16 protein-coding genes are annotated in these 14,337 nt (G+C 37.4%); all 16 read right to left on the minus strand.

Annotation, left to right across the window (positions count from 1 at the left end; translation table 11 throughout):
• Positions 1–24: 24 nt before the first annotated feature.
• A complete protein-coding gene (atpB, locus tag I0Q91_RS10005) occupies positions 25–690 on the minus strand; it encodes a F0F1 ATP synthase subunit A (protein WP_270454375.1) in 666 nt (221 codons plus the stop codon).
• A 45-nt stretch (positions 691–735) separates the two neighbouring features.
• Positions 736–1,146 carry an ATP synthase subunit I gene (locus I0Q91_RS10010; RefSeq protein ID WP_270454376.1) on the minus strand — a complete coding sequence of 137 codons (411 nt, stop codon included), beginning with the start codon at positions 1,144–1,146 and terminating at the stop codon, positions 736–738.
• Entirely contained in the window at positions 1,146–1,367 is a 222-nt protein-coding gene (locus I0Q91_RS10015) for an AtpZ/AtpI family protein (RefSeq protein WP_270454377.1), read from the minus strand. Before I0Q91_RS10015 ends, I0Q91_RS10010 begins: the two co-directional genes overlap by 1 nt.
• Before the next feature lie 86 nt (positions 1,368–1,453).
• A complete protein-coding gene (locus tag I0Q91_RS10020; protein WP_270454378.1) occupies positions 1,454–2,500 on the minus strand; it encodes a glycosyltransferase family 4 protein in 1,047 nt (348 codons plus the stop codon).
• A gap of 20 nt (positions 2,501–2,520) precedes the next feature.
• Positions 2,521–3,150 (minus strand): uracil phosphoribosyltransferase, encoded by a 630-nt coding sequence (gene upp, locus I0Q91_RS10025; RefSeq protein ID WP_270454379.1) that lies wholly within the window; start codon positions 3,148–3,150, stop codon positions 2,521–2,523.
• Entirely contained in the window at positions 3,150–3,596 is a 447-nt protein-coding gene (rpiB, locus tag I0Q91_RS10030; RefSeq protein WP_270454380.1) for a ribose 5-phosphate isomerase B, read from the minus strand. The genes upp and rpiB overlap by 1 nt, the downstream gene beginning before the upstream one ends.
• A 71-nt stretch (positions 3,597–3,667) precedes the next feature.
• On the minus strand, positions 3,668–4,777 hold the full coding sequence (locus tag I0Q91_RS10035) for an L-threonylcarbamoyladenylate synthase (RefSeq protein ID WP_270454381.1): 1,110 nt from the start codon (positions 4,775–4,777) through the stop codon (positions 3,668–3,670).
• Positions 4,774–5,652 (minus strand): peptide chain release factor N(5)-glutamine methyltransferase, encoded by an 879-nt coding sequence (gene prmC / locus I0Q91_RS10040; protein ID WP_270454382.1) that lies wholly within the window; start codon positions 5,650–5,652, stop codon positions 4,774–4,776. Before prmC ends, I0Q91_RS10035 begins: the two co-directional genes overlap by 4 nt.
• A gap of 22 nt (positions 5,653–5,674) precedes the next feature.
• On the minus strand, positions 5,675–6,754 hold the full coding sequence (gene prfA, locus I0Q91_RS10045) for a peptide chain release factor 1 (protein WP_270454383.1): 1,080 nt from the start codon (positions 6,752–6,754) through the stop codon (positions 5,675–5,677).
• A gap of 12 nt (positions 6,755–6,766) precedes the next feature.
• Positions 6,767–7,348, minus strand: a complete 582-nt coding sequence (locus I0Q91_RS10050; RefSeq protein WP_270454384.1) for a thymidine kinase — start codon at positions 7,346–7,348, stop codon at positions 6,767–6,769.
• 76 nt (positions 7,349–7,424) lie between these two features.
• Positions 7,425–7,643, minus strand: coding sequence for a 50S ribosomal protein L31 (rpmE, locus tag I0Q91_RS10055; RefSeq protein WP_270454385.1), 219 nt, complete (start codon positions 7,641–7,643; stop codon positions 7,425–7,427).
• Between the two features lie 178 nt (positions 7,644–7,821).
• Positions 7,822–9,096: a nickel-dependent lactate racemase gene (gene larA, locus I0Q91_RS10060; protein WP_270454386.1), complete on the minus strand. Its 1,275-nt coding sequence runs from the start codon at positions 9,094–9,096 to the stop codon at positions 7,822–7,824.
• 34 nt (positions 9,097–9,130) lie between these two features.
• Positions 9,131–10,552, minus strand: coding sequence for an FAD-binding oxidoreductase (locus tag I0Q91_RS10065; RefSeq protein WP_270454387.1), 1,422 nt, complete (start codon positions 10,550–10,552; stop codon positions 9,131–9,133).
• Positions 10,542–11,552 carry an electron transfer flavoprotein subunit alpha/FixB family protein gene (locus I0Q91_RS10070; protein WP_270454389.1) on the minus strand — a complete coding sequence of 337 codons (1,011 nt, stop codon included), beginning with the start codon at positions 11,550–11,552 and terminating at the stop codon, positions 10,542–10,544. Before I0Q91_RS10070 ends, I0Q91_RS10065 begins: the two co-directional genes overlap by 11 nt.
• Positions 11,553–11,588: 36 nt before the next feature.
• A complete protein-coding gene (locus I0Q91_RS10075; RefSeq protein ID WP_270454390.1) occupies positions 11,589–12,419 on the minus strand; it encodes an electron transfer flavoprotein subunit beta/FixA family protein in 831 nt (276 codons plus the stop codon).
• A 24-nt stretch (positions 12,420–12,443) separates the two neighbouring features.
• The gene (locus tag I0Q91_RS10080; protein WP_270454391.1) at positions 12,444–14,114 is read right to left on the minus strand and encodes an L-lactate permease; all 1,671 of its coding nucleotides are present in this window, start codon (positions 14,112–14,114) and stop codon (positions 12,444–12,446) included.
• Positions 14,115–14,337 lie beyond the last annotated feature (223 nt).

Here is a 14,337-nt window from a genome sequence, read left to right on the forward strand (position 1 = left end):
TCAAAAATCTTATTCAAGCCAAGATTAACCATCCCTGGCAACTGCTATGTAAGCAATTGCTATCATTCCGAAAATTAAAGCCTGAACCGCTCCTACAAACAAATCAAACCAGGCATGGAGCGGAACTGGCATAACCCAGGGGGCAGCCTGATAAATTAATGTAATAATAATTCCTCCACCTACCATGTTACCGAATAGACGGAAAGAATGAGAAATCGGTTTAGCAAGTTCACTAACTACATTTAAAGGGAAGAGAATAAATACTGGTTCAGCAAATCCCTTAATATAACCTAGAACCCCATTTTCTTTCATGCCTTCATAATGACTAATTAAAAATACTACCAGTCCAAGTCCAAGAGTTGTATTTAAGTCAGCTGTTGGATTTTGAACTGCCGGGATAAAGCCGACGAGGTTTGATAGACCAATAAAGGCAAAAATTGTTCCAATAAAGGGTAACAATCTTCGACCATGGCCTGGAATCATCGGTTCTATTTGATCCAGTATAGCAGTCACAAAAAGCTCTGCGCCATTTTGAAGTCCAGTTGGAACCTCCTGCATATTTTTTGTGGCAGCCCATGCAATAATTATTAACGCAATGCAGACCACCCAGGCCCAGATTAAAGTATCAGTTATTGGTAGCATTTCATTACCAAATAAATAAGTGACCACCTGTGGTCCTGGATCCATCATAATAAAACCCCCTTCCTTTCTTTCTAACTTTTCTACTCATAACTATTATTCATCTTTCGTATAGTTCTGCCAGCCAGTTTTTACCATCTCTATAATAGCGGATCCGATAATTGTAAATTTAAGAATCAATAAACCTGTTGCTGCTCCTAAAAAGCTCAAGTTCTGATTATTAAAAGCAGTAAAAAGCACCACAAAATAAATAAAATAATTAACAAAACTTCGATTACGCATATATTTCTCAGCTTCAGCCTGGCCTAACTCAACTGCCTGTCGACTTTGAACAAGTTTCAATCTAAATAATAAAAGACTGACACTAATACCAAAAATCAGACCTAAAACAGCATCTAAGTCCTGGCTAACTGCTGCTGATCCTATTAAAAAAACTCCAACAATTAAAACCCTCTTTGTTAATATCTTAACAACTTTTGCCGGCTCTTCCGCAAAAAGATTATTCATTAGTTCAATGTCCCCTTAATGACCTGATAAACAGTATAAAAACCGGCTCCAACACCAACTACCAATCCAATAATTGAAAATACTGGATCTGTATTTAAACGCCCATCTATCCAGGCTCCTAAAAAATACCCAATACCTATTGAGACAACCATTAAAATCCCTATATATGTAAGCAGCCCCAGCGCTTTCATGATCTGACCTAAGTCATGCTTATTCATCATGTTTATCTCTCCCTATATAACTTCTGTACAAGTTACTAAAATCCTGCTTAATAATTTAAATCATAATTTTCAAAATGATTAAACTTTTATTCCTGATGGAGAGACCTGCCTTCCTTAGGAAGATCAACAGTAAATATTCCGAGACGATAACAACTATATAATAAAAATATAAATGACATGATGATTAATAACATTCCATTTTGAAAATTCAAGCCATTAACAACTATTGCAACAGCTCCAAGAACAGTACTCATAATATAGACAATTAAGACTGACTGTTTATGATTCCAGCCAAGGGCCAGCAATCTATGATGTAAATGCCCGTGGTCAGCTCTAGCAATAGGTTTTTTATAATATACCCGTCTAATGATTGCAAAGGCCGTATCAAATATTGGTATACCTAGAGCCAGCACAGGAACGAATAAGGTCATAGCTGCCGCACTTTTTAATGCACCAATTATTGAAACTGATGCCAGAATAAAACCAATCATCATTGCTCCACCATCACCCATAAAGATTCTAGCCGGATAAAAATTAAATCGGAGAAATCCCAGGGCACTACCTGCTAAGGCGGCTGTCAAAACTGCCGTTATAAATTGCCCCTCCTGAAGACTAACGATAAATAAAGTTGCTGCAGCAATAATAGAAACACCAGCTGCCAGACCATCCAGACCATCAATTAAGTTAACTGTATTGGTTACTCCAACAATCCAGATAATTGTTACTGGTATAGCAAAAACGCCAAGATAAATCATAGAATCTGCAAAGGGGTTGCTTATAAATTCAATCGAAATACCAGAAAGAACAAGCACAACTGCTGCTAATAACTGACCAAATAATTTAACAGAGGGTCTTAATTCATATATATCATCAATTACTCCAATTAACATAATCAAGCTCCCACCAAAAATAATCCCAGTTCTATCTGCCGCTGGCTCACTACCAAATAATACTGCAGCAGTAAAGCCAAGATAGATTGCAATACCGCCAAGATTAGGAACTGGCCTTTTATTAACACGCCGTTTATCAGGCTTATCTACAGCCTCTAATTTAATAGCGAAACGACGAATTAATGGAGTACTTATATATGTAATTATCAACCCAATTAAAAATACTTTTATATAAAGAGACATTATAGATAACCCCTTATAAATTATTTAGTTCCATATAACCTGTCTCCAGCATCGCCTAAACCTGGGACAATATAAGCATGATCATTAAGCTTTTCATCAACTGCTGCTGTAAAAATATCAACATCTGGATGATCTTTCTGGACTCTTTCAATACCTTCAGGCGCTGCAACTAAACACATAAACTTAATTCCTCTGGGATTTCTATCTTTAATAAACTGCAGAGCTGCAGAAGCTGATCCCCCTGTAGCTAACATTGGATCCACAACTATAAGATCTCTCTCATTTATATCAGTAGGAAGTTTACAGTAATATTCCACTGGTTCTAATGTATCAGGATCTCTATAAAGCCCTATATGGCCAACTTTAGCTGTCGGTATAAGTTTTAGAACACCATCTAACATCCCTAGTCCTGCCCTTAAAATTGGAACAATCCCGAGTTTTTTACCGGCAATTTTATTTGCTTTCATAGTCTGTATTGGAGTCTCAATCTCAACTTCACGAATTGGCATATCCCTTGTCACCTCATATGCCATCAAGGTCGAGATTTCATCTGCTAATTCTCTAAATTCCTTTGGACCTGTTTCTTTACTTCTTAATAAAGTCAATTTATGCTGAATTAAAGGATGGTCAAAAGTAAAAACTTCACCCATTATTTCATCTCCTCTGCAATATTATCAATTTTGTCAACTCTTCTCTGATGACGTCCACCAGCATAATCTGTATTTAAATATGCCATTACAACATCTTTAGCCAGTTCAATTCCAATCACTCTGGAACCAAAAGTTAAGATATTTGCATTATTATGAGCTCTAGCCATTCTAGCAGAATAACCATCCTGACAGCGAGCAGCTCTTATACCTTTAACTTTATTGGCTGAAATAGCCATACCAATCCCGGTTCCACAGATTAAAATACCTAATTCTGAATCCCCATCTGCCACATTTTTAGAGGTTTTTTCAGCAAAATCAGGATAATCAACAGAATTTTCACTGTCTGTTCCAAAATCTTTTACCTGATATCCTTCATCTAATAACCAATCTTTTATATCTTCTTTCATTTTAAAACCAGCATGATCAGAACCAATTGCTATTTGCATCTTATTTCACTCCCTGTTAATTTTATTCGCCAATTATCTTCTATTTCCTGCTTATTTAACCAAAAACCTGGTTATTCTTTAGTCTCATTATCTATATTTATAACCTGACTGGCAGCTCTCATTAATCTATTCATTACCGCTTCCCCTAAACCAGAATCAGATATTTTTTCAACTAATAAAATATCAAATCCCTGATTATCCATATCTCTAAGTAAAGCAAACAGACGCCTGGCTATTATTTCTGGATTTACAAAACTACCCATTTCAAATATTTCAAAATTACCATCAGCACAATCACCGGTGGCTTTAAGTTCAGAACTGGCCAAAAGATCATTGATTTCTTCAGCAGTCTCTGTTGTTATTAAAAGTGCTCTTTTCCCTTTTGTTTTGCAAGCTTCTTCCCAGATTAACGAAGGTGAATTGCTAGCAAGCAAGATAACATCAGCCCTGGGTGAATAATGTTTATACTTTAAACCTGGAGATTTAGGAGAAGAATCTGGTTCAATATCATACTGTCTCTTGATTTTTCTACCTATAACTTCTTCAAGTTGATAAGCAGTAATTCCACCTGGCCTCAAAAGAACAGGTTCATCAGCAGTTAAATCAACGACTGTAGATTCTAAACCAACTGAACAGGAACCGCCATCAACTATTAATGGAATTTTATTATTTAAGTCTCTTAATACGTGATTTGCTCTAGTTGGACTGGGAAAGCCAGAAGAATTCGCGCTAGGAGCAGCCAGAATTAAGCCTGATCTTGAAAGAATTGCTTTAGTAACAGGGTGAGAGGGCATTCTAATAGCAACAGTATCCAGGCCAGCAGTAGTCTCAGAGGGTAGTTCTTCTTTTTTGGGTAGAATAATCGTTAACGGTCCTGGCCAGAACCTTGTAATTAATTCAAAGGCCAGGTCATTAATCGGCCTTGGTGTGACTCTATAAATATCTTTATGGTCAGCAATATGGACAATCAACGGATTATCATTAGGTCTACCCTTAGCTGCAAATATTTTAGAGACAGCATCTGGATTAAAGCAATCTCCAGCAAGTCCATAAACAGTCTCAGTTGGAATTGCAACAACCTCTCCCTGTTGAAGTAATCTGGTCGCCTTTATGACAGCCTCACTACCTAGTATATCAGCAGGAGACATATTAGAATCAACTTTTAATATTTCTGTTTTCACGAATTACCGCCCCCACAGCGCATAAAAACAAACCTGTCTTTTCCAGCTCCATCTTTTAATAGCTGAAATTCTCTCCAGCCATCAAGTTCTGAAAATAAATTTTCAATAAGTTTTCCCTGCTTATCACCAATCTCCAGAGCCAGCAAACCATTTTCCCTTAATAACTCCTTAGCCTGTGGTATCAATCTTTTATAAATGTCCAGCCCATCCTTGCCAGCATGGAGAGCTTCTTCTGGTTCTGATTTAACATCCTTATCAAGATTTTCATATTCTTTAGATGAAATGTAAGGAGGATTAGACACAACTAAATCAATTTCTCCTGCTTTTTTTGGCAATAATGGTTCAAGTAAATCCCCGTTTATTAATCCTGACCTCTGAGAGAGATCAAATTTTTTAATATTATCTCTAGCAACACGAATAGCCTGATCAGATATATCTATCCCAATTCCTTTAGCATCAGGGAGATAATACAAAAGACTTACTAGAATAGCCCCGCTACCAGTTCCAACATCAACTATTTTTCTGGATAAATCCGTTTCCCCTCTAACAATATCCAAAATTTTTTCAACTAACTCTTCAGTTTCAGGCCTGGGAATTAATACACCTGGTTCAACATGAAATTCCAACGACATAAACTCTTTCTTTTTAGTTAGATAACTAACAGGTGTCCCCTGGGCTCTCTTTTTCACCATTTTACGATATTTATTAATCTCCTCATCAGTCAAAGGATAATCAAATTTAACATAAAGCTTAACTCTTTCAGTATCTAAAAGATCAGCAAGCAAAACTTCTGCATCAAGCCTGGGACTGGATATATTCCTGGATTTAAAATATTCCTCTGTTTTATTTAATATTTCTTTAATATTCAAAGTCATTAAATCCAATCCCTTCTATATTCTAGAGTTTTTCTAGTTTCTTTTTCTTATCTTCATCAATCAATGGGTCAATTATCTGATCTATCTGCCCATCAAGGACATCATCTAACTGATGGATTGTCAGATTAATTCTATGGTCACTTACTCTACCCTGGGGGAAATTATAGGTTCTAATTTTTTCACTTCTATCACCGCTCCCCACCTGGCTTTTCCTGGCTTCAGCTCTCTCTTCCTGCTTTTCCTGCTCAATTTTCTCTCTAACCCTGGCCCGAAGAATCTTCATAGCCCGGGCTTTATTTTTATGCTGAGATTTTTCATCCTGACAGGAAACTGTGATATCCATTGGTACATGAGTTATTCTAACTGCTGAATCAGTTGTATTAACGCTCTGACCTCCTGGTCCACTTGAGCGGAAGAAATCAATTTTAAGATCATTTTCATCAATATCAATATCAACATCTTCAGCTTCTGGTAATACCGCCACTGTTGCAGTTGATGTATGGATCCGGCCACTGGATTCAGTAGATGGAACTCTCTGGACTCTATGAACTCCGCTTTCATATTTTAAGCGGCTATAAATAGAATCTCCTTCAACATTAAAGATTATCTCTTTAAAGCCTCCAACACCACTTTCAGATGAAGATAAAACCTCGACTTTCCAGCCCTGTTTTTCAGAATAGCGGGAATACATTCTATATAAGTCACCGGCAAATAAAGCAGCCTCATCTCCACCAGCACCTGATCTAATCTCCACAATAACATTTTTTTCGTCATCTGGATCATCAGGTATTAGCAATAATGGAAGTTCTTCAGCCAATTTTTCTAATTCAGGCTGGATCATTTCTAACTCTTCTTCTGCCAGTTCCTGCATTTCACTATCATCACTTAATTCTATCATCTCTTCAGCTTCTTCAGCCTGCTGTTTTAAATCTTTATATCTTTTATATTTATCAACTAACTTTTTAAGCCTGGCATGCTGACGGAGTAATTTTTGATATTTCTGGCTATCATTCATTACTTCCGGATCGCTTATCTTTTTACTCAATTTATCATAATCTTTAACTAAATCTTCAAATTTATCTTTAACTGTTTCTATATGCATAAATCACACCTCTTATTTACTCTCTTTAACTTCATGACAATGACGACATCGTGCCTCATAAACCTCTTTAGCCCCAACCATAATTACCGGGTCATCAAAGGCCGCTGGTTCACCATTGATTAAACGTTGAGTCCTGGTCGCAGGCTCACCACAGACAACACAAATGGCATGAAGTTTCTCAATATACTCAGATCTGGCCATCAGATCAGGTACCGGTCCAAATGGTTCGCCTCTAAAATCTCGATCCAAACCTGCTATAATGACTCTTTTGCCCTGATTAGCAAGTTTTTCGCAAACATTTACAATGTCCTTACTGAAAAACTGAATCTCATCAATTCCAACTACTTCTGTATTATCCTGTACTCTCTCCAAAATATCTTTTGGACGGTCTACAGCAATAGCTTCAATACTTGCCCCATTATGGGAAACAACATTAGACTTATCATACCTATCATCAAGACCAGGCTTGAAAACTTGAGCAGTATGTCCTGCTATATTAACCCGGCGAAGACGTCTAATCATCTCTTCACTTTTTCCGCAGTACATTGGTCCTGTAATTATTTCCAACCAGCCACTTTTGCTTATTTTATACATTCAGATGCCACCTTTATTAAGAATAATTTCCCAAAAAAAAAGCAGAGCATCTGCCCTGCCCTGCCATCAACAAAAATTACTCTTCATCTTCATCCTGTTCTCGACCATACTTTTTATTAAATCTTTCAACCCGTCCACCACGGCTTGCTTTACGCTGCTTTCCAGTATAGAATGGATGGCAATTAGAACATACCTCAACTCTTATTTCATCTTTAGTTGAAACTGTCTCATATTCTTCACCGCAAGCACAGTAAACGGTTACAGGGTCTGCTTTTGGATGTATATCTTCCTTCATCGAAAATCACCTCTTCCTTAATTTGCTTCAGTTAAATTGATTATATCACAGGCTTTTTTTGGTTGCAACCGGCTACAAAGTATTATTTAAACAATTAATTAGTGAAGTAATATATTCAGATAAAAGGCCCTCTGAAAGTCTTAATAACTTTCAGAGAGCTCTAATGTATTAATCCTATTTATTTTTGAACAATAACTCCGACACCATCAGGTATAACAGTTATCTCTGGTTTATCATTAGCAAGCAGACTTTCTGCCATCTTGATTGCCTCATCCATACTTTCAGCTTTATGCATATACATATCCTCTACCATCTTTTTAGGCGCTGCTGTTATCATAATAACCTCGAATCTATCCAGGATTCTGGCAAGTATCTGAGATTCCCATTGATCAGGAACAGTTTCAGTTCTATCCCTTGAGGCAATCTCATCCCTTATTTCTTTTATGCTTTCAGCTTCCAGAAATGTATTATAAAAAGCCTCGCCGCCATGGCCATCAGAACATTCTGCTGCTATTATAATTACTCCACCATCTTTGCAGGTAGCTTCTGCAGCTGTCATTCCCTTTACTGCCTGATAGATATTTTGATCGAGAGGATATCCACCATTAGTTGTGATTGCAATATCTGCCGGGACAGCCTCAACCCCTGCAAGTTCAGCAACAAAGTCAGTCCCCTGTTTATGAGCTGCTTTGAAATCCCCGGCAAAGGCATTTATTATTTCTTTATCTTCATTAATTGCAACATTTAAAATAAATGCCAGGCCAGCCTTTTCAGCTGCATAAACCATATCCTTATGCATCGGATTTCCCTCAATTATTCCGGTTCTGGCATTCGGATGGGCAATAAATTCACCACAATGATTGGCCAGAACAGTCTCTTTGCTTGCAACTCCAGGGAGAACACTCTTTCTACCACCTGAATATCCGGCAAAGAAATGGGGCTCAATAAAGCCCTCTGCTATAAGAAGGTCAGCTTCAACAGCATGATGGTTTAAGATCAATTTACCCCCAGAAGGCAGAGTTCCATAATCAACCATATCTTCATCATTAGTGCTCCTGTGCATGATTAACTTCTCATTTTTAACGACTTCCTCGCCAAATTTTTCTATCATCTCTGCCTCAGTGGAAGGTCTATGAAAACCAGTTGCTATTAAAAGTTTAATATTAGCATCTGAATTACCTTTTCTTATCTGTTCTAACATTGGTGGAATCATAAATTTACTGGGTACAGGTCTAGTATGATCGCTACAGATAATCACAACGTTATCTTTACCTTTAGCAAGTTCAGATAACCCTGGACTATCTATTGGATTGGCTAAAGCCTGATCAACAAGATCCTGCTGACCTTTATCAGGTTCAAACTGATTTGCCTTAGATGTTAATGTTGCTAACACCTGAGCATCTGGAAGAGCAAATTCCAATCCCGCTCTCCCATATGGAATTTTAAAATCCACTTAAAGTCACCTCCAACTAACTATTTATAAACCATTAATCTTCTAAATCGAATATTTTCCCTGGATTCATGATATTATTAGGATCAAAGCCCTTTTTGATCATTCTCATCAATCTTAATTCCTCACCAGAGACAGCGCTCTTAAAATACTTCTTTCTTTTAGAACCTATGCCATGTTCACCACTTAATGTACCTCCTAATTTATAGGTGACTTCATAAAGTTCTTTTAAACATTCATGTTCAATTTCATACCATTCTTCCATTGTATGATCCGGGTTTTTAACTAGAGTTGCATGTAAATTACCATCACCAGCATGTCCATAACAAGGAATTTGAATATCATACTTCTCACCAAGTCTTTGAAGCTCTGGAATCAAATCAGGAATGCTAGCAATCGGTACAGTAATATCTTCCAGGCTCTGTTCAGGACTAACTACCATAAATGCCTCAGCAATATTCCGTCTTACATTCCAGACCCGCTCACTGGTGGTATGATTGTCTGCAACATAAACTTCCTGGGCATTATTCTTTTCGCAAATCTCACCAATTTTAAAGTAATCCTTTTCAACCTGCTCTTCATCTGCACCATCAACTTCAATAAGCAGCATCGCTCCGCAATCTTCATAGGGAAGATGTTCATTAAGATATTCACAAGAGGTTTTAACTGCTAATTTATCCATAAATTCAATACCAGTCGGTATAATACCAGTCTCTGTCATAATCTTTGGCACTGTCGAAATAGCAGTCTTGGCATCATCAAATAAAACTAGCAGGGCCACTTCTTTTGTCGGCTTTGGTAATAACTTAATAGTTGCCTGCGTAACAATACCTAGAGTACCTTCAGAGCCAATCATTAATTTCTTGAGATCATAACCTGTTACATCCTTTACATTCTTCCCACCTAACTCAACAATCTCTCCATTTGGTAGAACAACTTCCATGCCCATAATATATCTACCGGTAACACCATATTTAACAGCTTTACCACCACCGGCATTCTCAGCTATATTACCACCAATAAAACAGGACTCTAAACTCATCGGATAACCGGCAAAGAATAGGCCTTCATCTTCTAAGTCCTCCTGGACATCATTGGTAATAACTCCAGCTTCAAGGACCATCATCATATTGCCAAAATCATATTCTATAACCTTATTCATGTTTTCCAGAGAAATTACAATACCGCCATGATCAGGAATTGCTCCACCAGATAATCCACTACCTGCCCCTCTTGGAGTCACTGGTATCAACTCTCTATTAGCTAATTTAACCAGGCTAGAAACTTCCTCAGTCGAATTAGGAAGCACAACAACTTCTGGAAAACTTGCATATTTCTCTTTAGGAGTCTCATCATGAGAATAAGCCTCAATCTTAGCTTCATCAGTTAATACATTCTTCTCGCCAACAATATCTACTAATTCTTTTAGAATATCTTCTGTAACAGGATTATACTTCAACCTTTTCAACCTCCTCTTGTAACCGTTCATTAATCATCGGTACCAGATCAAATAGATTACCTACAATTCCAATATCAGATACTTTAAAGATATCAGCATCTGGATCTTCATTGATCGCAATTATATGATCAGCTGTCTTCATACCTGCAAGATGTTGAATAGCTCCTGAAATACCGATAGCAATATAAAGATGCGGGGTAACAGTCTTTCCACTTAAACCGACCTGATGAGGATAAGAGATCCAGTCCATCTCAACAGCATCCCTGGAAGCACCTACTGCTCCGCCAAGAATATCTGCCATTTTCCAGATCATCTCAAAATTATCAGATTTTTTAAGTCCTTTTCCACCTGCTACAATTGTGTCAGCATCAACAATATTTACATCTTCACCTTCAGTTGTTCTAAAATCGACTCTTTTAGCTCGACCATCTAATAATTCTGGATCAAAATCAAGCTCAATTATCTCGCCTTCCCGGCCAGAAACCCGCTCAGCAGGTGATGTCGATTTCGGTCTTACAGTAGCCATCTGCGGTCTATGCTTTGGAGTATGAATAGTTGCCAAAATATTACCTCCAATTGCTGGTCTTGTCTGTAATAGATTTCCTGATTCCTCTTCTATATCAAGTTCAGTACAATCAGCTGTCAGCCCTGCATTAACTCTAATTGCAACATGAGGGAGTACAGTTCTTCCCTGGGTTGTTGCTGCACCGAGAATGATCTCAGGCTTATACTCTTCTACTAATGAGACCATAACATTACTATAATTTTCAACAATAAAGTCTTCCAGGCGAGGGTCATTCATAAGATATACCTTATCTGCCCCGGCCTCAATTAATTTATTAGCTTCTTCCTTGCTCACATTATTACCTATAATAAATGAGGATAGATCAACATCTAGCTTATCAGCTAATTTCCGCCCCCTGGTCAATAATTCAAAGGCAACTGTCCTCAATTTTCCATCATTGGTTTCTGCCATCGTCCAGACACCATTGTAACTCATATAGTTTTTTCCTCCTTTATAATAAACCAGTTAAAATTATAATAGATCATTTTCTTTCATATATTCAAATAATTCATCAATTGCAGATTCATATTTAGTCTCATCACTTGCATCGATTAGCTTTCCTCCACGGGTTACCTTAGGCCTGTCAATGTTTACAACCCTAGTCGGTGAACCATTAAGACCTAAATATTCTTTCTTCATTGGAATATTCTCAGAATTAACTGGTGAAATCTTTTTATCTCTTGCTTTTCTCTTGCCAGATAATGTCGGCAACCTTGGAAAACTAATCTCCTTAACTACTGTAATCAAAGCCGGCATTGGCATCTTAATCTTTTCATAGCCATTCTCCAGCAATCTCTCAACAGTTATATAATTTTCATCAGGATCTGTATAAGTTGTATCTTTGGCGAGATGAATTTCATCTATTTTACTGACATAGGTTGCCAGTGGAATATCAAGGAATGAAGCAATCCCTGGCCCAACCTGGGCAGTATCACCATCAGTAGCCTGTAAGCCACAGAAGATCAGATCGTAATCGCCAATATCTTTAATACACTCTGATAAAGAATAAGAAGTTGACCAGGTATCTGCTCCAGCAAACTCTTTGCCTGAAAGCAGTATTCCATCATCACAACCCATGGCAATCGCCTCTTTTAAAGCCTTCTCAGCTGATGGTGGGCCCATAGTTACAGCTATAACCTCACCACCATATTCTTCGACAATCTGAAGCGCTGACTCAATAGCATATAAATCAAGAGGATTAATGATACTCTCGACTCCATCTCTCTTCATTGTTCCTGTCTCTTCATCCATTTTAACATTACTTGTCTCTGGTACCTGTTTTATTGGTGTTATAATTTTCAAGCTATTTACCTCCCTAAAATTCTTTTAGAATATTCCTGCAAAAAATGTACTGACCAAGAAAGTTGTCAAAAGCGCTATAAATAAGCCATACATAATATTTACTACAATAGTCTTTCTCATTACCAGACCTTCTTTTCCAATCAAACCAACAGTAGTTATCGCAGCAACAACATTATGAACACAAATCATATTACCTCCAGCAGCACCTGCAGTCTGTAGACCAAGAGTTGGAATAATTTCAACTCCAGCAGCCGCGGCAGTTTCAAACTGGAAAGCACCGAACATTATATTTGATACTGTATTAGAACCAGATATAAAGGCCCCTAAAGTTCCAACAAATGGAGCAGCAAAATGCCAGCCTCCACCGATTAAATTAGCAGATGCAAAGGCCATCTCTTCAAGCATTGTAAATTCAGCAGCTGCATTTGAATTCATCATTATCTTAACCATTGCTAAAGCAAAGAATAAAGCAATTGCTGCTGGCTGAATGGTTTTAAATGTTTCTTTCCAGCATTTTGTAGCTTCACCCTTTTTCATGCCATGCATGAATGGAATAAATAATGCTACTAAGATAAACGGAATGACTCCAGGATTATATAATGGGCTTACACCCTCAGTTATAGTAGTACCAAGAATATTTTCCCAGGAGATTGTTATTCCCTGCAAAAAGCCTACTAAGCCAAAGATTTCAAGTCTTGTAACAACTAATAAAGTAGCAATAATAATATATGGCAACCAGGCTTTAAAAGGAGTGACTGTAAGATCACTTTCTTTAGGAATGTTAGCCTCAGCCTTAACTTCATCTTCCCATTCATCAGGCCATTCTTCATGAGGTGGGAAATCCCAGTTATCCTTTGGAACTAAAAATCCTTTACGAGTTGTAAAGACAAATATCGGTAAAGCAATTAAAGAACCTAAAAGTGATGGAACCTCAGGGCCAACAAAGTTAGCGATTAAGACCATTGGAATTCCAAAAAGGAGACCGGTATAAATTGCAAGAGGCCAGACCTTTAAGCCTTTCATAATTGAACCTTCTGATATTTTAGTCATAACTGCAACTATAGCCAGTGGAATAAATAAAGCCATAGCCCCATTTAAGATAGCTGCAAAACCACCTATAGACTCTAAAAACACCCTAAAACTATCAACTTCAACTCCCATGCTAACAATAGGTAGTTCAACTACTCCACTTAAAGCATCGAACCCACCCCAGATTGGAACTCCTACAGCACCAAAAGAAACTGGTACACTATTAGCTATCAGAGCAACAGAAGCTGCGATTAAAGGTGGAAATCCAAGACCAACAAGCAACGGTGCAGCTACAGCTGCAGGAGTACCAAAACCAGCTGCTCCTTCAAAAAATGCACCCATTAAAAATGCTATTAAAAGAGCCTGTACTCTTCTATCTGTAGAAACATTTGCCATTGAATATGAAATACTCTCTACTCCACCACTGGATTTTAAAAGTTGTAAAATTAATAGTGCACCAAAAACAATTAATAGTATACCAATTGCATCAACTACTCCCCCAATTGAAGCCCCTGCAATCCACTGGAAAGGCATATCCCACCAGATTATCGAAATAATTGCTGCTACCAACCAGCCAACAGGCATTGCCTTATTAGCAGGCCACATAAATCCAATCATCAAAACACCTATAAGCACTATCGGAATTGCTGCTAGTAATGCTAACATAAATTAAACTACTCCCCTTCTAAATTATATTTTATGTTCATAAATCTAAAACTTCTCTACCAAATACGAATTAATTCAATATTAAAAGCCAAACTAAACATTAAAAAATTTTATCTATTACTGCCTCCTCTCATTTTATTATAATATATGATGGTCAGACCATCTGTTCTCTATATACCTATTTCGAGATAAATAAACAATCTCCTGCTTAATTATCTAAAAA

This window comes from Halonatronomonas betaini (assembly GCF_015666175.1).
GTDB lineage: Bacteria > Bacillota > Halanaerobiia > Halanaerobiales > Halarsenatibacteraceae > Halonatronomonas > Halonatronomonas betaini.

Excerpts from the sequence above, each read along its gene's own strand:
- atpB (WP_270454375.1), bottom strand. The coding sequence starts at position 690 with ATGATGGATCCAGGACCACAGGTGGTCACTTATTTATTTGGTAATGAA.
- I0Q91_RS10010 (WP_270454376.1), bottom strand. The coding sequence starts at position 1,146 with ATGAATAATCTTTTTGCGGAAGAGCCGGCAAAAGTTGTTAAGATATTA.
- I0Q91_RS10015 (WP_270454377.1), bottom strand. The coding sequence starts at position 1,367 with ATGATGAATAAGCATGACTTAGGTCAGATCATGAAAGCGCTGGGGCTG.
- I0Q91_RS10020 (WP_270454378.1), bottom strand. The coding sequence starts at position 2,500 with ATGTCTCTTTATATAAAAGTATTTTTAATTGGGTTGATAATTACATAT.
- upp (WP_270454379.1), bottom strand. The coding sequence starts at position 3,150 with ATGGGTGAAGTTTTTACTTTTGACCATCCTTTAATTCAGCATAAATTG.
- rpiB (WP_270454380.1), bottom strand. The coding sequence starts at position 3,596 with ATGCAAATAGCAATTGGTTCTGATCATGCTGGTTTTAAAATGAAAGAA.
- prmC (WP_270454382.1), bottom strand. The coding sequence starts at position 5,652 with ATGACTTTGAATATTAAAGAAATATTAAATAAAACAGAGGAATATTTT.
- prfA (WP_270454383.1), bottom strand. The coding sequence starts at position 6,754 with ATGCATATAGAAACAGTTAAAGATAAATTTGAAGATTTAGTTAAAGAT.
- I0Q91_RS10050 (WP_270454384.1), bottom strand. The coding sequence starts at position 7,348 with ATGTATAAAATAAGCAAAAGTGGCTGGTTGGAAATAATTACAGGACCA.
- rpmE (WP_270454385.1), bottom strand. The coding sequence starts at position 7,643 with ATGAAGGAAGATATACATCCAAAAGCAGACCCTGTAACCGTTTACTGT.
- I0Q91_RS10070 (WP_270454389.1), bottom strand. The coding sequence starts at position 11,552 with ATGAGTTACAATGGTGTCTGGACGATGGCAGAAACCAATGATGGAAAA.
- I0Q91_RS10080 (WP_270454391.1), bottom strand. The coding sequence starts at position 14,114 with ATGTTAGCATTACTAGCAGCAATTCCGATAGTGCTTATAGGTGTTTTG.